15 protein-coding genes, 16 tRNA genes and 1 rRNA gene are annotated in these 16,256 nt (G+C 49.5%); 3 read left to right on the forward strand and 29 right to left on the reverse strand.

The features are described 5' to 3' along the window. Nucleotides 1–258 precede the first annotated feature (258 nt). The 4 genes from K7397_RS20085 to K7397_RS20100 form a co-directional block, all read right to left on the reverse strand. Nucleotides 259–957: a PspA/IM30 family protein gene (locus tag K7397_RS20085; RefSeq protein ID WP_223070400.1), complete on the reverse strand. Its 699-nt coding sequence runs from the start codon at nucleotides 955–957 to the stop codon at nucleotides 259–261. 3 nt (nucleotides 958–960) lie between these two features. Further along, the gene (locus tag K7397_RS20090; RefSeq protein ID WP_223070401.1) at nucleotides 961–1,467 is read right to left on the reverse strand and encodes a PspC domain-containing protein; all 507 of its coding nucleotides are present in this window, start codon (nucleotides 1,465–1,467) and stop codon (nucleotides 961–963) included. A 5-nt stretch (nucleotides 1,468–1,472) separates the two neighbouring features. Beyond that, nucleotides 1,473–2,147, reverse strand: a complete 675-nt coding sequence (locus K7397_RS20095) for a PspA/IM30 family protein (protein ID WP_223070402.1) — start codon at nucleotides 2,145–2,147, stop codon at nucleotides 1,473–1,475. 62 nt (nucleotides 2,148–2,209) lie between these two features. Further along, the gene (locus K7397_RS20100) at nucleotides 2,210–2,509 is read right to left on the reverse strand and encodes a LiaF transmembrane domain-containing protein (RefSeq protein WP_223070412.1); all 300 of its coding nucleotides are present in this window, start codon (nucleotides 2,507–2,509) and stop codon (nucleotides 2,210–2,212) included. A gap of 302 nt (nucleotides 2,510–2,811) precedes the next feature. On the opposite strand from K7397_RS20100, the gene K7397_RS20105 reads away from it, so the two are divergent. Both K7397_RS20105 and K7397_RS20110 read left to right on the forward strand, forming a co-directional pair. Next, nucleotides 2,812–4,089, forward strand: a complete 1,278-nt coding sequence (locus K7397_RS20105; RefSeq protein WP_223070403.1) for an ArsB/NhaD family transporter — start codon at nucleotides 2,812–2,814, stop codon at nucleotides 4,087–4,089. Nucleotides 4,090–4,383: 294 nt separating this feature from the next. Then, nucleotides 4,384–5,610 carry an MFS transporter gene (locus K7397_RS20110; protein WP_223070404.1) on the forward strand — a complete coding sequence of 409 codons (1,227 nt, stop codon included), beginning with the start codon at nucleotides 4,384–4,386 and terminating at the stop codon, nucleotides 5,608–5,610. Between the two features lie 236 nt (nucleotides 5,611–5,846). On the opposite strand, the gene K7397_RS20115 is transcribed toward K7397_RS20110, so the two are convergent. The 8 genes from K7397_RS20115 to K7397_RS20145 form a co-directional block, all read right to left on the reverse strand. Then, nucleotides 5,847–6,671 carry an aldo/keto reductase gene (locus tag K7397_RS20115; protein WP_223070405.1) on the reverse strand — a complete coding sequence of 275 codons (825 nt, stop codon included), beginning with the start codon at nucleotides 6,669–6,671 and terminating at the stop codon, nucleotides 5,847–5,849. 17 nt (nucleotides 6,672–6,688) lie between these two features. Next, entirely contained in the window at nucleotides 6,689–6,814 is a 126-nt protein-coding gene (locus K7397_RS21940; RefSeq protein WP_273545661.1) for a hypothetical protein, read from the reverse strand. A gap of 1 nt (nucleotide 6,815) precedes the next feature. Next, on the reverse strand, nucleotides 6,816–7,565 hold the full coding sequence (locus K7397_RS20120) for an IclR family transcriptional regulator (protein ID WP_223070413.1): 750 nt from the start codon (nucleotides 7,563–7,565) through the stop codon (nucleotides 6,816–6,818). Nucleotides 7,566–7,825: 260 nt separating this feature from the next. Beyond that, a complete protein-coding gene (locus K7397_RS20125) occupies nucleotides 7,826–8,884 on the reverse strand; it encodes a Gfo/Idh/MocA family protein (RefSeq protein WP_223070406.1) in 1,059 nt (352 codons plus the stop codon). 28 nt (nucleotides 8,885–8,912) lie between these two features. Beyond that, on the reverse strand, nucleotides 8,913–9,881 hold the full coding sequence (locus K7397_RS20130; RefSeq protein ID WP_223070407.1) for a sugar phosphate isomerase/epimerase family protein: 969 nt from the start codon (nucleotides 9,879–9,881) through the stop codon (nucleotides 8,913–8,915). Nucleotides 9,882–9,938: 57 nt separating this feature from the next. Continuing rightward, nucleotides 9,939–11,015 carry a Gfo/Idh/MocA family protein gene (locus K7397_RS20135; protein ID WP_223070408.1) on the reverse strand — a complete coding sequence of 359 codons (1,077 nt, stop codon included), beginning with the start codon at nucleotides 11,013–11,015 and terminating at the stop codon, nucleotides 9,939–9,941. A gap of 62 nt (nucleotides 11,016–11,077) precedes the next feature. Further along, nucleotides 11,078–11,971 carry an AraC family transcriptional regulator gene (locus K7397_RS20140; RefSeq protein WP_223070409.1) on the reverse strand — a complete coding sequence of 298 codons (894 nt, stop codon included), beginning with the start codon at nucleotides 11,969–11,971 and terminating at the stop codon, nucleotides 11,078–11,080. A 131-nt stretch (nucleotides 11,972–12,102) separates the two neighbouring features. Continuing rightward, on the reverse strand, nucleotides 12,103–12,855 hold the full coding sequence (locus tag K7397_RS20145; protein ID WP_223070410.1) for a MerR family transcriptional regulator: 753 nt from the start codon (nucleotides 12,853–12,855) through the stop codon (nucleotides 12,103–12,105). 155 nt (nucleotides 12,856–13,010) lie between these two features. On the opposite strand from K7397_RS20145, the gene K7397_RS20150 reads away from it, so the two are divergent. Continuing rightward, on the forward strand, nucleotides 13,011–14,237 hold the full coding sequence (locus K7397_RS20150; protein WP_223070411.1) for an MFS transporter: 1,227 nt from the start codon (nucleotides 13,011–13,013) through the stop codon (nucleotides 14,235–14,237). 173 nt (nucleotides 14,238–14,410) lie between these two features. Here K7397_RS20150 and K7397_RS20155 read toward each other — a convergent pair. The 17 genes from K7397_RS20155 to K7397_RS20235 all read right to left on the reverse strand — a co-directional run. Next, a tRNA-Leu gene (locus tag K7397_RS20155) sits at nucleotides 14,411–14,490 on the reverse strand. A gap of 24 nt (nucleotides 14,491–14,514) precedes the next feature. Continuing rightward, nucleotides 14,515–14,591, reverse strand: a tRNA-Arg gene (locus K7397_RS20160). A 31-nt stretch (nucleotides 14,592–14,622) separates the two neighbouring features. After that, nucleotides 14,623–14,696: transfer RNA gene (locus K7397_RS20165), tRNA-Cys, on the reverse strand. A gap of 7 nt (nucleotides 14,697–14,703) precedes the next feature. Further along, a tRNA-Gly gene (locus tag K7397_RS20170) sits at nucleotides 14,704–14,778 on the reverse strand. An 8-nt stretch (nucleotides 14,779–14,786) separates the two neighbouring features. Continuing rightward, nucleotides 14,787–14,861 (reverse strand) — tRNA-Gln (locus tag K7397_RS20175). Nucleotides 14,862–14,879: 18 nt separating this feature from the next. Then, a tRNA-His gene (locus K7397_RS20180) sits at nucleotides 14,880–14,955 on the reverse strand. A gap of 30 nt (nucleotides 14,956–14,985) precedes the next feature. Next, nucleotides 14,986–15,059: transfer RNA gene (locus K7397_RS20185), tRNA-Trp, on the reverse strand. A 4-nt stretch (nucleotides 15,060–15,063) separates the two neighbouring features. Beyond that, a tRNA-Tyr gene (locus tag K7397_RS20190) sits at nucleotides 15,064–15,149 on the reverse strand. A 5-nt stretch (nucleotides 15,150–15,154) separates the two neighbouring features. Further along, a tRNA-Thr gene (locus K7397_RS20195) sits at nucleotides 15,155–15,230 on the reverse strand. Nucleotides 15,231–15,254: 24 nt separating this feature from the next. Then, nucleotides 15,255–15,330: transfer RNA gene (locus K7397_RS20200), tRNA-Phe, on the reverse strand. Nucleotides 15,331–15,410: 80 nt separating this feature from the next. Next, nucleotides 15,411–15,487 (reverse strand) — tRNA-Asp (locus K7397_RS20205). Between the two features lie 18 nt (nucleotides 15,488–15,505). Beyond that, nucleotides 15,506–15,579, reverse strand: a tRNA-Met gene (locus tag K7397_RS20210). Between the two features lie 7 nt (nucleotides 15,580–15,586). Beyond that, nucleotides 15,587–15,662, reverse strand: a tRNA-Val gene (locus tag K7397_RS20215). Between the two features lie 67 nt (nucleotides 15,663–15,729). Next, nucleotides 15,730–15,804: transfer RNA gene (locus K7397_RS20220), tRNA-Glu, on the reverse strand. A 9-nt stretch (nucleotides 15,805–15,813) separates the two neighbouring features. Beyond that, nucleotides 15,814–15,905, reverse strand: a tRNA-Ser gene (locus K7397_RS20225). A 60-nt stretch (nucleotides 15,906–15,965) separates the two neighbouring features. Further along, nucleotides 15,966–16,038, reverse strand: a tRNA-Asn gene (locus tag K7397_RS20230). A gap of 93 nt (nucleotides 16,039–16,131) precedes the next feature. Then, nucleotides 16,132–16,256: ribosomal RNA gene (locus K7397_RS20235) — 23S ribosomal RNA — on the reverse strand; the annotation flags it as partial.

The raw sequence follows: 16,256 nt of genomic DNA on the forward strand, positions 1-16,256 counted from the left end.
CTTTTGCCTCCGGCTTCCTTCAGATTCCACCTCACGATGGGACACCCTTACCCTTGGCTAATGGTAGGCGCTCGCCAGCCCCCATTCCGGACTTTCACCGTGTAGATGACGCCCATGCTGGGCGTACTAGAAAAGCCATAGCGGCATGATCCCATGCCGTATGGCTCTCGTCTCCATACAGGGAGCAATTTTCAAGGGGTGTTATCCCCGGCCCATACCTGTACAGCATAACATATTTATCCTCTTTCCGAACAGCCGTTATTCCTCTGACGATGCAGCCGGCTTGCCCGAACCGTTCAGCTTGGCTTTGAGCGCGCTGAGCTGCTCTTCCACTTTCAGCTGTTTCTCGGCGTCTACAGGGTTGTATGCGCCGCCACGGGGGCTGTACGGGGTACGCATGACATCCGCTTCGGCTTCAAGCTGCAAAATCTTCTCTTCCATGCGCTGAAAACCAAGGGATGCGCTGCCGCTCTCGATCGTGTGCAGGCTGCTGATTTGGGACATTTGCTTTTTGGCTTTGGCCATTTGCGCCCTGGAAACCAGTTCATTGCGTTTGTTGCGCAGCTTGTAGAATTCGTCCTTCATATCATGCAGCTGCTGCTTCAAATCCTGGGCATGAAGCTCAGCCTGGGTATGCAAATCCTGAAACTCGGACTGTTTTTGATCGTAGTAAATTTTCTCTTCAAGCAGCTTGCGGGCGATTTCCTCTTGACCGTTCGCAAGCGCGGCCGACGCCTGGGTTTCACGCTGCGCGGAAATCCGTACAGCCTCTTCGAGACGCTGCTTCATGCGGCGTTCATTGGCCATTTGCTTGGCAACCGTTACCTCCGCATCCCGGATTTCCTCTTCCATGTCGCGCAGGTATTGATTCAGCATGACAATCGGATCTTCAACCTTATCCAGCAGTTCGTTTACAGATGCTTTTGTAATATCCTTTATTCTTTTAAATACTCCCATTGTTTACACTTCTCCTTTCTCGTTCTTCCCATTTTCGTATTTAGCAAGTTTTTTTCGAAGCTCTTCGAGTTCTTTCTGCATCGCTTTCTTCTCAATGTCACCCATCATATAATCCAGATTGGATTCACCCGCTCTGCCAAAGCCGTCCGAACCCCTTCGGCTGTCGTTATAACGGGGCGGAGCATCATCCCGGTACGGAGGCGGGAACGGAGGACGCTGCGAGAAGCGCGGATCGTCTTTAGGTCCAAAGCGATAGGGGCCAGGTCCAGGTCCGGGTCCATACCCTGGATTCCAGCCACCTCCGTAATAAGGATCCTGAGGCTGGAATGGCTCCTTCGAAACCACTAGGGAGGCAATCAGGTACAGCAGGATTATAGCGCCGCTCGTAAAAGGTATCGCAATAACGACGAGCAGACGCAGAATTCCCGCACTGATGCCGAAACTTTCCGCGAGTCCTCCACACAAACCGGTAAACCACCGGTCTCTGCGGGATCTATACACTCTGCTCACCGTATTCACGCTCCTCCCTTGTTATCTAGCTTTTGTTTTAACCGCTCAAGCTCCCGCTCCAGCGAAGACTGGAGCGAAGCGCCTGACGCCTGGCCGGAATGTCCGGATTCGCTTCTTCTGAGCTCCCGCAGACTGCGCGTCTCCCATTCCATATCCGACACCCGGTCTTCCAGGCGTCCGAACATTTTGGGGACATCGCGGTCTCCCATCCCCAGCCTTTGGTTCATGCGCTGCTGAAGACGAAGCGTCTCCATTCGCGCATAGTAATATTGGCGTTTGCTGTAAACGGTCTGGTACTCGGTTTTAAGCTCTCCCATCTGAAGCTCCAGCTCCTGAAGCGATTCGGCGCTTTGCTCGTAAAGCTCTTCATATTGCTGCAGCTTTTCCTCATACAGCATCTTTTCCTGCAAGGCCAGTTTGGTCAAATGCTCCTCCCCGGCTTTCAACGCCAGCAGAGCCTGGTCTTCCCTTTTGTCCCGCATCGCTTTCGCGTGGTCAACCTGTCCCTTCAGGTTCCGCGTATGCGCCATGCATTGATGGTGAAGTCTCTCCACCTCCGCAATCTCCTGCCGGGTTTCAAACAGGAAACGGTCAATCAACTGCACCGGATCCTGGGATTGCTCCAAGCGCTCGTTCAAATTGGCTACTGTAATATCTCTAACCCTGCGAAATACACCCATGGTTTAAGCTGTCCCTCCTAACGCGATCATTTATCTGCTTTCAAACCATCGTATGATTTATTTTAGTAATTACGTCTGCCTCTGCTCAGTACCGAAATGCCGTAAAGGATCAATCCGATCCCGAGCACCGGCACGATCAGCCAAGCGAGCTTGGCAATTAAGGAAAGGACCCCGATCGCAAGTACAATCCAACCGAAAAATGCATTGCCTCTGCGAATTCCGTAGTAGCCAAGAGCAATCATCGCTATCGCGATTACAAGCCCGAACAGACTGCCAAGGAATGGAGTCAGTTTGCCAAGGATAATCAATGCACCCAAGGCAATAAGTATAATGGCAAATCCTTTTGACCCGCTGTTTCTCATTATGTTCACCGCCTCTCCTTCAACCTTATGTCTCTATTCTAAGCTTTGGACCCTTTTTCCAAAACAGACCGGGGACGGTTTTTCAACCTAGACCAAGGTCGAGGAAGGTTTCCGCCCATAAGCGGGAAGGAGCCTAGTCTTGTGGCGAAACAGCGGTTTACTTTTATTAGGAAAGGTTTTATACTAGGTTTCAGCGCAAAACCTAAACTCATAAAGCAATTCATGGAGGAGCCTGTCAAATCAAGGCTCCTTTTTGCTTTTTTGGGGTATCATAGTAAGAGTACATTGTTTGGGAGGACCTTATGCACATTCAGGCATTCTTTGCTATCGCCATTTTTCTGCTTGCTTACGCCCTTATCATTAGCGAAAAAATCCATCGTACTATTCTTGCCATGATTGGCGGTCTTCTGATGATCGGATTTGGCATTCTAAACCAGGAAACGGCCATTCACCATATCGATTTCAATACGCTCGGCCTTCTCCTCGGTATGATGATTATCGTCAATACGACAGCCGAAACCGGATTGTTCAAATTTATCGGGCTTTGGACGGCCAAGAAAGCCGGCGGCAGACCCATCCGGATCATGTGGATGCTTGCAGTGATTACCGCTTTGGCATCCGCCTTTCTGGACAATGTGACGACCATCATGCTTATGGTTCCCGTTACCTTCAGCATCACCCGCCAGCTTAAGGTTCCCGCTTTTCCGTTGATTTTTACCCAGGTGCTGGCCTCCAATATTGGAGGTACCGCGACATTGATCGGGGATCCGCCGAATATTATGATCGGCAGCAGTGTAAAGGAGCTTACGTTCAATGCCTTCCTGCTCAATTTGAGCCCTATTGTTGTCATCATTATGGCGGTAAATATAGGCTTGTTTATCCTTATATTCCGCCGCAAGCTCAAAACGAACGATGAAAACCGCAAAGTCCTTATGGGCTACAGTCTAAAAGGCATCATTCAGGACAAACCGCTCCTGATCAAGAGCTTGATTATCCTCGGGATTGTCATTTTGGGCTTTTTCACCCATCAGTTGCTTCATCTGGAATCGGCAACCGTGGCGCTGGCAGGCGCTTTCCTGCTGCTGATGGTTAGCGGGGAAAATATGATGGAAAGAGCTTTCCGCTCGGTCGAGTGGCCCACTCTCTTTTTCTTTGTAGGGCTGTTCGTGCTCGTCGGCGGCCTTGTGGAAACCGGGGTCATCTCTTCCCTGGCAGACAAGGCCATGGCCGTTACCGGCGGAGACGCCCTTTCCGGCAGTATGCTGATTCTGTGGCTCAGCGCTGTGGCTTCCGCTTTTATGGATAACATTCCGTTTGTAGCGACCATGATTCCGTTGATTCAGGATATGAATAACTTGGGGGTGCATCCGATCGAGCCGCTGTGGTGGAGTTTATCCCTGGGAGCGTGTCTGGGAGGCAACGGTACGCTGATTGGCGCCAGCGCCAATCTGGTGGCCGCCGGCATGTCGGAAAAAGAAGGAGAACCGATTTCGTTCCTCCGCTTCTTAAAATTCGGCTTCCCGCTAATGATCATATCGATCGCTCTATCCAGCGTATATATCTATCTTCGTTATTTTTAGTTCGCTGACCGGGTCGCTATTTTGAATTTGCTTCCAATTAAGCTGCTCCGAAACTTTTCGTTGGACAAGCGCCACTTTTCGGCACGGGCAACGCTTCCGTTGTCACATTATTTCCCGGCCGGAAAGCGGCCTTTTTCTTTGCCTCTCTATTCCCCCAAAAACCGGTTTCCTGCTCAAAAGGTACTTTTTAGTACCTATAGAACTTGAAAGTACGTACTATTCAACCTGATCCGTATGATTCATAATAACATTCACCGGCCGGCAAACCATACTGAAATCAGGAGTCGAGAGAAAATGTCAATGAACCAAAGGAGAAGCATGTTTGCCCTGTTGGCGCTTGCGATCAGCGCATTTGCCATCGGAGCAACGGAGTTTATAAGCGTTGGGGTGCTCCCGCTTATCTCTGAAGACTTGAATATATCCGTTACAACTACGGGCTTGACCGTTACGTTATATGCCTTGGGAGTTACGTTCGGGGCCCCCGTATTGACGTCCCTTACCGCAAAAATGCCGCGGAAATCGTTGCTGCTGTGGATTATGATCGTCTTTATTATCGGAAATGCCCTGGCTGCTTCGGCAACCAACATCGGCATTCTGTTAGCGGGTCGCGTCGTCGCGGCATTTTCACACGGTGTCTTTATGTCGATCGCCTCAACCATTGCGGCCGACCTTGTACCGGAAAACCGCCGGGCCAGCGCAATCTCGATCATGTTCTCCGGCCTGACAATCGCCATCGTTGCCGGTGTTCCACTCGGGACTTATCTCGGACAGGAGTGGGGCTGGCGAATCGCTTTTATTTTCATAGTCGCAATCGGCATTATCGCTTTCTTTGCCAATATGATTCTTGTTCCTTCCTCGGGACTTAGAAAAGGATCTCCCGTCAAATTCCGGGATCAGGCGAAAATTATTACGAACGGTCGGCTGCTGCTCGTGTTTATCATAACCGCACTCGGCTATGGCGGATCCTTCGTCGTGTTCACTTATCTGTCTCCGATGCTTAGCGAAATTTCAGGATTCAAGGAATCGACGGTAGCGGGCATCCTGTTGATTTACGGAGCTGCGATTGCCATTGGCAATGTTATTGGAGGTAAAGCTGCCAATCGAAAACCTGTCAAAGCGCTGCTCATTATGTTTATTTTCCAGGCACTAATTCTGCTGTTATTCAACTTCACCGCTCCGTTCATGGTAGCCAGCCTCATTACCATTGTCTTGATGGGCTTGCTCCACTTTATGAACGTAGCCGGTCTGCAGGTCTATGTCGTCATCCTCGCCGAGCGGTTTGTCCCCCAAGCGGTGGACGTAGCCTCCGCGATCAACATTGCGGCGTTTAATGCAGGCATTGCCCTCGGAGCGTACCTCGGAGGAGTCGTTACGGACACAATCGGTCTGAAACACACCCCATGGGTTGGCGCGCTGATGGTTGCATTCGCCATTGTGCTCACAGTTTGGGCGCTTGCGCTCGAAAACAAAGATGCCAGAACTGCCGTTGCAAAACCAAAACCAAAGCCCGTTATGGAATAAGGGGGCAGCTTAAGCCCCCCGATTCCTTTCCAAGAGTTCGGGAAAGCTCAGGAAGAACATGATGGATACATTTGCCTCAATGTCCCGCCGCTGAAATTTTGGATGAATTGGGACAGGAAGTCCTTCCGCATTTCCCGCCCCTTGATGAGAAATAGATTCAGGCATGAAAAAGCCCCAAATATGAGCGGATCAGCCGCTTTATTTGAGGCAGGGGATACAGCATTTATTTATGAATTTTAGCGCATATTCATTTCGCTTGGCTTTGGACCCTTGCGCTGATTGCGATCCAGTTTGTTGATTTCCGCCATATCAGCTGCGGTCAGCTCGAAATCAAATACTTGGAAGTTCTCTTCGATCCGCGACGGTGTGACGGATTTCGGAATGACGATGGAGTTGTTCTGCAAGTGCCAGCGCAGGACGACTTGAGCCGGTGTTTTGCCATGCGCTTCGGCAATCTTCAGGACCGCTGCGTCCTTCAGCACCTCGCCGCCCTGCTCAAGAGGACTCCATGCTTCCACAAAAATATCATGCTTGGCGCAAAATTCTTTCAGTTCATTCTGAGCAAGGTACGGATGACACTCGACTTGGTTCAGGACGGGCTTTACTTCACACTCGTTCAACAAACGCTCCAAATGTTCAATATCGAAATTGCATACGCCGATGGCTTTGACTCGACCGTCACGATACAGCTTTTCTAGCGCCTTGTATGTATCCACATACTGATCGTACGCCGGAGTCGGCCAGTGGATTAAATATAGATCAACATAATCGAGCCCCAGTCTTTCGAGACTTTCATCATATGCCCGCAAGGTGCTGTCATAGCCTTGATCGCTATTCCAGACCTTTGTTGTAATAAACAGCTGCTCACGGGGAACGGAAGCTTGCGCAATCGCTTTTCCGACACCTTTCTCATTCTTGTAAATCATTGCTGTGTCGATCGAGGTATAACCCACTTCAATCGCTTTGGAAACTACAGCGGCAGCTTTTTCATCTTCAACTTGCCAAACACCGAATCCGAGCTGCGGCATCTTTAAACCGTTGTTCAAGGTAACAAAATCCATATGATCATTTCCTCCTGTTAAAATAAATGATTCTGCGCGGGCACCACTTCAATTCGGGCATGCTTCAAGGATTCGCGGTTGAACGCCGGAAGATCGTCTGGCGTACGGCTCGTACCGGCATAAGGGGGCCGGTTTTCTATCATTTCAGACTGTTTCCGAGATTGCCGATGCGCATGCTTTGACCAATGCAGTATGCGATGGATCCTTCTCTTCGGACATTCGCACCGAGGGTCCGCTGAGCGCAATGGCCGCTATGACTTGACCGCCTTTACGAATCGGCGCGCCTATACATCTGACGCCGATCTCACCCTCTTCATTGTCCAGGGAATAACCGTTCTTCTTAATCCGGTTCAATTCCTCGCGAAATAAGGGTAGGGATGTAATGGTGTGCTCCGTCAATTTCTCAAAAGACAATGTTTCGATAATCCGGTTTTGCTCATCCTCGTCTTGAAAAGCCAATAGACATTTTCCGATTGCATCGGCATAAAGAGGCAGGCGATCTCCAATCTCATGATGGGTTCGGGTGGCATATTTGCCTTGAACAGCCTGCGCGATCATCATTTCCGTCCCTTGAAGCATTCCGATGTAGGTGGTCTCGCCGGTTTCATGGCTTAACTTTTCCATAGACAAAACCGATCTCCATCTCAAGTAGTCATGCTTTCGCTCATTCTTTGACAGAAGCTTTGAAATCAGAACGTCCGATACTTCATACCGGTTTTCTCTGTTCTTCGAAATGAACTGATTCTGCTCTAACGTGCTCACCAGACGATAGGCGGTACTTTGATTCAGGTTCAGCTTTTCGATGATCTCTTGGGTTGACAACCCGGGATGCTCGGCAAGCAGATGAAAAATATCCAATCCTTTTTTTAGCGTTCCGACTTCATTTCGATTAATGTATCACCACCTCCTCCGTTGTCGGATTTAAATGCAGTGATAGTATAGCATGATGCAAACACATTTTCAAATATAGACAATAACAATACATATGTTATCCATTATGGAGAAAATGTATCGAAATTTGAGGCTGGCTAGGCCATGTTCGTAGCCGCTAATGAAACAAAAGCCCAAAAAGATCGGGATCTTTTGGGCTTAACATTTGTATGAGATGGTGAAGGGACTGACCCCTCCCGTTTGCCTCGGGATATCGGTACAAATTATATCGTTCTATGGATTACGCTTTGCGTTTCAGCCGCCTCAAAAATAGCTTCGATCAGCACCAGCACGCGGTGTACCTGATCATGGCGGACAGCAGGCTCGGCAGTCCCTTCAATTACAGACACAAAATTATCGTAAAAGCCCTCGCCTGCAGACTCCAGTTTCTCGATCGGGAGCCGGAGCGTGGATTCCTCCGAAGGGGGAGCCATCGTTTTGGTCAATCCCTGACCCGCCTGAATCGGTTTCGGTTCAACCTTGGCAACGTCCAAATTGCGCTTGACGATCTCTCCGCTCAAATCCCAATCCCTGATAACTGCCGTTCCTTCCGTTCCTTTGACATACCAGCGCGGCAGCTTGATGTAATTGGTCGTTCCCACTTCAATAACGGCGGTCAAGCCGTCTTTGAACTTGATGAAGCTGGTGAATCCGTCGTCCACTTCGGTGCCCAAAATAAAGCTCAACGTAGCGGCGACACTCTCAATTTTGCTGTCCGTAATCAGAAGTAATTGATCCAGCAAATGCACTCCCCAGTCCAGCAGCATGCCTCCGCCGTAAGTCTTCAGCTGGCGCCAGTCACCCGGGATGCCGTTGGCCCCTTGAACCCGGGATTCCAGATGGAAGGTTTCGCCGATCGTTTTCTTGTCGATCAGATCTTTGATAATCAGAAAATCCTCATCCCAGCGGCGGTTCTGATGCACCATAAACACGCGGTTTTCTTCCTTGGACACATTTACAATATCCAGAAAATCGGCGCTGTTCACCGTAACCGGTTTTTCGCAAATGACATGCTTTCCGGCCTGCAATGCCTTTATGGCGATTTCTTTATGAACGTCATTAGGCGTTGCTATAAGAACAATGTCTACCGTCTCATCAGATAAAACCGCTTCAAGACTCTCATAAGTTCTGTATCCTTTGGACTCGGCCAGCTCCATACGGTAATCGACGATGTCGTGCACGCCCGTAACGGTAATTCGTTCATTCGCTTCAATCAATTGGCCATGATAGCTGCCCATTCCGCCATAGCCGACAATGACCAGACTGTATGTTCTGTTCTCCATCTGTCCGTTTCCTTCCATACCGAAATTGTTAAGCCCACCACATATCCAAAGGCTGCTCACGAATAAGGATCGATTGCAAATTGGTTACCGCGCGATTGAATCCTTCATCAATGGACATTAAAGGGTCTTCATGCTCAATGCTGACCACATAATCGTAACCGTAAGTACGGAGCGCGCTGATGATATCCGACCATTGGGATATGCTGTGTCCGCATCCCACGGACCGGAAGGTCCATGCCCGTGTCTGAACTTGCCCATAAGGCTGCATGTCTGTCAATCCGTACATGTTGATATTGTCTTGATCCAGGTAAGTATCCTTGGCATGAAAATGATGGATGGCTCCTGCTTTCCCCAAAATCTTGATCGCTCCCACCGGATCGATGCCTTGCCACCACAAGTGACTGGGGTCCAGGTTAACGCCAATCGCATCGCAGGTTTCCTGCCGCAGCTTCAGAATGGTATAAGGGGTGTGGCACAGAAAACCGCCATGCAGTTCAATGCCAATCTTGACTCCATGCTCTTCCGCCAGCTTCCCGATTTCCCTCCAGTAAGGAATCAGCTTATTCTCCCACTGCCAGGTCTTAATGTCGCTGTACACGGTTGGCCAGGGGATGACAGGCCAGTTGGGCGCTTTTGCATCCTCGCTGTCCCCGGCTGTACCCGAAAATGTGTTGACTACCGGTACGCCCATTAGAGAGGCCAGTTTAATGGATTTCCGCAAAATTTCATCGCCGGCTCGGGCTTCGACAGGGTCCGGCGAAATCGGATTGTTATGACAACTGAATGCGCTGATCATAATGCCCCGCTTCTCAAACTTCTCCAGATAGGCTTTACGGGCTTCCTCGCTTGCCAGCAGCTCATCCGTAGGACAATGAGCGTTTCCGGGATTGCCTCCCGAACCGATCTCCACCGCATCCAAGCCGGCGGCGGCTATTTTATCCAGCATTTCTTCCAGTGTCAAATTAGCAAATAGGGGATCGAACACGCCAAGTTTCATAACGAATACTCCTCTCCTTTGATAACGGTATTCCTTTTATGCGGTCACTACGGTTATTCAGTCAAAATATACAGGCTGACCGGTTTCCGAAGATTTATAAATGGCTTCCAGAATCCGGGTCACGACGAGCGCTTGCTCCGGTTTGACAACAGGCTCGGTATCGTTCAGAACAGAGTCGATCCATTGCTTTGCTTCCGCATAGGCCGGGTCGTCTTGAGCTCCATCGTAGAAATCAACGCCGCCGGCTTCCAGTTGCACATGCTTTTCGTACAGTTTTCCGTAGGTTTCCCCGTTAATGCGCAGTCCTTTCTCCATGTCGGCCCCGCCTTCAGTACCGCAAAGCACCGTTTTGGCTTCCCCCACATCGAGTGTATTCAGCGCCCAGCTCGCCTCCAGGACAATGGTCGCCCCATTTTCCATCGTAATGAATCCAATTGCAGAATCTTCAACCGTAAATTTCTCAGGATCCCACGGGCCCCAAGCGTTCGCGGCATTTTTTCTTCCAGACAGCTTGTGATAGGCATTTCCCACCGCGTATTTGGGTTTGTAATTGTTCATCATCCACAAGGTTAAATCCAGGGCATGGGTGCCGATATCGATCAGCGGCCCGCCGCCTTGCGCTTCCTCATCCAGAAAGACCCCCCAGGTCGGAACCGCCCGACGCCGGATGGCTTTTGCTTTGGCATAGTAGATGTCTCCCAATTCCTTATTCTCGCATACGGTATGCAGATAAGCAGAATCTTGTCTGAAACGGTTTTGATAGCCGATGGTCAGCTTCTTTCCGGTTCGCTTGGAGGCATCGATCATCGCCTGCGCTTCCGCGGTCGTCTTCGCCATCGGTTTTTCACACATGACATGCTTTCCGGCTTCCATTGCGGCTATGGAAATTTCTGCATGAGAAATATTCGGAGTACACACATGAATGACATCTATGTTTTCGTCCTTTAACAGCTCTTTATAATCCGTGTAGACTGCGGAGCCCTCATCTCCGAAATCTGCTTTCGCTTTCTCGGCGCGATCCGGAATGATATCGCAAAATGCCACCATCTCCGCCTCCTTCACCTTCTTCAAAGCAGGCATATGCTTTCCGTTTGCAATACCGCCGCAGCCGATAATACCGATTTTTACTGTCATTGGCCTAAAACCTCCATTTCGTTTATATCTCTATAATACAAATCAAATGAAAGGCTTTCTTCCTATATTCTTGTTGAATTATTCCCGGATATTGTCTTCCGGTATTTTAGAGGAGATATACCTGTTGCTTCCTTGAAAAAATGATGGAACGTCTTCACGCTGCCAAACCCTGCCGCCTCCGCAACCGCTGTGATCGACGCATCTTCATTTAACAAAATCCATTTGGCTTTATTCAGCCGGTATTCATTCAGAAAGGAGATAAACGTCATCCCTGTGTTCTTCTTGAACATCTTGGTAAAATAATACGGGCTGAACCCCATATACTCGGCAACCTTATTCAGCGTAATGGGTTCCTGATAATGCTTCTCGACATATTCGAAAATGCGCTCCAGCTTCCACAGCGTTTCCTTGGATTGGGTCAGGGTATGCTCGGAAATTTTGGGCTGCGTCTGCATTCGGTTCTTCGGAATTTCCCGAGAAATAAGGGTCAGCATTTCAAACAATCTGGCTTTGATCATATAGGCGTAGCCTTCTCTGCGCTGCGAATCTTCCTCGTAGATATTCTCGATCAGCGGCAGCATTTTAGCAGCCGTTTCTTCAGGCCAGCTCCAGCTGGATTGTTCCATTTGCGTAAAGGCATCCCTAAGGGAATGCTCTTTGTCGCGCAGTGTTGTCGATACTTCCTGAAAAATACTCAGATCAAACTGGATAACCACCCGTTCGCTATCGGGTGAAGCCAGGAAATAATGGATGTCTCCGCCATTAATAAATTGAACTTCGCCTTGACGCATTCGGATCGGCATATCGTTGATACCCAAATCCAAGCTTCCTTTAGTCACATAAATAATCTCGATTTCTTTATGCCAATGCGGGTAGCAAAACACATCTCCTTTGTTAACAAAGCTTCTGAAGGGAAAATGTTTGTCTAGCTTCGGAATTTCCAAATAGAGATTCATGTGTACTCCTTCTGCTGGTATATTATTTGTGGAATCAAAAGCGTTTTCACAAATCGGCATACAGAATTGCAGCTGCCTCTGTTATTGATAATAGATCGCGCGGATGCCGTAGTAAAGTAGTCATTTCAACTCTAGGAATGGCCTCCCGCGAAAGACTCGGCAGCTGCGCAAAGATAATAAGCCAAGCCGGTTTGTTGATCTTCCAGCATACGAAGATGAAAGTCATCGTTCAGAAAAAAACGGGTTTGCGCCGCAAAATCCGCGGCGGATATCGGATGTCCGTACTTGTTCAAGAAATCGAGATGCCCGCGGATCAACTGCCGTATTTTCCCGTCGTGATGTTTGACGCCCGCCTTCAATGCGCTGGCCATAGCACCCATAAAGACTGCGGCTTCCGCTGCCTGTTCGTTCATCTTCTGAACATCCACCTGAGCGCTCTCAAGAGGGTCGAAATTATACGTTTGCTTCAAGTATTCATTTTGCCCGCTCATCGCTTCCTTCCACGCTTCCTCGCTTTCAAATCCCTTGAACAGCTCTTGTCTATCCATCGGTTCTCCTTTTTCCATGCTGTTCATTGATTTCCTTAACGTTTGAATGATCGTTTCCAGCCTTTGTTTGCGAACGAGAAGAAGCTTTTCCTGCTGTGACAAAATGGATAACCGTCCGGGATTCTCCTCCAGCAGCTCCTTGATTTTTTCAAGCGAAAAATCCAGCTCTTTGTAGAACAAAATTTGCTGCAGCCGCTCCAGTTCCTTCATCCCGTACAAACGATATCCGGCTTCACTGATCTCGCACGGCATAAGGAGACCGATACGGTGATAATGATGCAGCGTTTTGATCGTGACATTGGACAGTGACGATACCTCTTTGACTGTGTAAAGCATGCGAGATCTGCCTCCTTCCCTTCCCAGAATAAAGGCTCCTCTTAGAGGAGAGTCAACTCTTTCTACAAGAAAAAACGTTAAAAAAACGTTTGACCCTTCCCTTGCAGGAGGACGTAAGATAGCTTCGAAATGAAATCGGGGAGGTAACCATGTTGATGACAAGTTCCATACACTTGCTTCGAAACCGCTTTGTAAGAGCCATTCTAATGTCCAATCTGTTTTCTCAATTCGGAATATGGATTCGCAATCTCGCCGTCCTCCTGTACGTGATGGAAAAGACAAACGGAGACGCGTTTGCCGTTTCCATGATCTCCGTCGCGGAGTATGCGCCCATCTTCATCTTTTCGTTCATCGGCGGGGTGTTCGCGGACCGGTGGCGCCCGAAAAGGACGATCGTTTGGTGCGAAGGCTTAAGCTCGCTTTCGGTGTTTATCGTTTTTCTCGTGCTCGAAACCGGATCATGGAAAGCCGTTTTTTTCGCGACCCTTGCTTCCTCCATTCTTTCCCAGTTTGCTCAGCCGTCCGGCATGAAGCTGTTCAAAATCCACGTGCGCGATGAGGATGCGCAAACGTGCATGTCGCTGTTGCAAACCCTCTTTTCCGTCTTTATGATCGCGGGACCGGTGCTGGGAACGTTCGTTTATCAGCAGTTGGGCATCGATCTTGCGATATTGCTGACCGGCACATCCTTCTTCTTGTCCGCCCTTGCGATGCTAATCATCCCTGCGGATCCAGCCCGGTCACAAGTGAAAGCGGAGAATCCGTCTTCATTGCTGCGCGAAATGGCGGATGGCATTCGTTATGTCATCGTCCAAAAAGAGCTTCTATGGCTGAGCCTGTGTTTTACGCTGGTGGGACTTGGGGTTGGCCTCACCTCGCCTTTGAGTATTTTCGTCGTGACGGAACGTTTAGAGTTGTCCGCTGAAGATTTGTCGTGGATCACCGTCCCTTACGGTATGGGCGAAATCATCGGTGGAATCGTGACGTTTATGCTGGCCGCAAAGATTGCCCCGCAACGCATGTTGACGATCGGATTGCTCGTTAACAGCGCGGGCATCCTTTTGATCGGATGGTCGACCGCGCTCTGGCTCACGATGGCCGCTCAATTTCTCATCGCGCTGCTTCAGCCGGCCATCTTTGTCGGAAACAACGCGTTAGTCATGCAATATACGGAACAAGCGTATATCGGCAGGGTCACGGGCATTCGCACTCCGCTCATGACCGGAGCCATGCTTCTCACGATGAGCCTGTCCGGCATTTTCAAGCAGACCCTTTCTCTTGCCGCCGTCTATACGCTTGCCGGTTTCAGCTTAGTTGCAGGATGGCTCACCATCATCCCGCTTTTGCGCTCTTCCGTGAGCAATCAAAAAACCGCATCATAGCGATGCGGTTTTTTGGGCGGAAAAATTATTTTTCTTTCCCAATTGAATGACAAAATCGACAGTTATCTCTTTGATTCATTTCCAAGACTTTTGGACACGTTCTAGCGTTGTTCCCCATATACAAAAAAAGCTCTTAGGACAAACTATCCTTAAGAGCTTCATTACATGTTTGATGCCGGTGAAGGGACTCGAACCCCCACGGTTTCCCTCACGATTTTGAGTCGCGCGCGTCTGCCAATTCCGCCACACCGGCTTATAAAACAAAATGAAGTATGTATGGCGTGCCCTAAGAGATTCGAACTCCTGACCTTTTGATTCGTAGTCAAACGCTCTATCCAGCTGAGCTAAGGGCACATAAAATACACGACTTCATATTAAAAAATTCTGGAGGCGCCACCCAGATTCGAACTGGGGATAAAGCTTTTGCAGAGCTGTGCCTTACCACTTGGCTATGGCGCCATATATATGGAGCGGACGACGGGAATCGAACCCGCGACCCTCGCCTTGGCAAGGCGATGCTCTACCGCTGAGCCACGTCCGCATTATAAATGGCTGGGGATATAGGATTCGAACCTATGCATGACGGAGTCAAAGTCCGTTGCCTTACCGCTTGGCTAATCCCCAATAGCAGTTATATATGAATGGGGCGATCGATGGGGATCGAACCCACGAATGCCGGAGCCACAATCCGGTGCGTTAACCACTTCGCCACGACCGCCATAATATAACTTGCCTAATGAAAACTCTATGGCAGGGGCAGCAGGAATTGAACCCACACTAACGGTTTTGGAGACCGCTGTTCTACCTTTAAACTATGCCCCTAAACTGGTGGAGGCTGATGGATTCGAACCACCGAACTCGTCAGAGAACAGATTTACAGTCTGCTGCGTTTGGCCACTTCGCTAAGCCTCCACAAATGGTGCCGGCGAGAGGACTTGAACCCCCAACCTACTGATTACAAGTCAGTTGCTCTACCAATTGAGCTACACCGGCGTATGCAATTTTGTAATTCTTAAATGGTGGCTCGGGACGGAATCGAACCGCCGACACGAGGATTTTCAGTCCTCTGCTCTACCGACTGAGCTACCGAGCCTTATTTATTGTGAAATTGCTTTCCCATGATCCCGATAAGTGATCGAACCAGGATAATCAGTTCACTATATTAGGGTAAAATGGCGGAACCGACGGGATTCGAACCCGCGATCTCCTGCGTGACAGGCAGGCATGTTAGGCCTCTACACCACGGTTCCAGGCCAAAAATCTTGCAATTGCGGGGGCAGGATTTGAACCTGCGGCCTTCGGGTTATGAGCCCGACGAGCTACCGGACTGCTCCACCCCGCGTCAGTAATGGTGGAGGCTGAGGGGATCGAACCCCCGACCCTCTGCTTGTAAGGCAGATGCTCTCCCAGCTGAGCTAAGCCTCCGAATTAAACACAATGATTATTGTAACACATATCAATCAATAAAGTCAAGCTTTATTATCATGAAAAATGGTGACCCGTAGGGGATTCGAACCCCTGTTACCTCCGTGAAAGGGAGGTGTCTTAACCCCTTGACCAACGGGCCTAATTATTATGGCGGAGAGAGAGGGATTCGAACCCTCGAGACGCTTGTGACGCCTACACGATTTCCAATCGTGCTCCTTCGGCCAACTCGGACACCTCTCCACAAACCCTATGGGTTCCCCAGAAAGCCTCGGAATACTCCCTCGCCTTTCTGGGGTTTGACTCCCCGAACAGGACTCGAACCTGTGACAACTCGATTAACAGTCGAGTGCTCTACCAACTGAGCTATCAGGGATCATTATGAACCTTCAAGCTTGATCGCTTGAAAACTGGATACGAAACTTCTTTGCGTCTTAGCCCCGCCAGTTTTCACTTAGTGGGGTTTGTTTTGGATAAGCCCTCGACCGATTAGTACTGGTCAGCTCCATGCATTGCTGCACTTCCACCCCCAGCCTATCTACCTCGTCGTCTTCAAGGGGTCTTACGATTTGGGAAATCTCATCTTGAGGGGGG

This window comes from Paenibacillus caui, from assembly GCF_019904135.1.
GTDB lineage: Bacteria > Bacillota > Bacilli > Paenibacillales > Paenibacillaceae > Fontibacillus > Fontibacillus caui.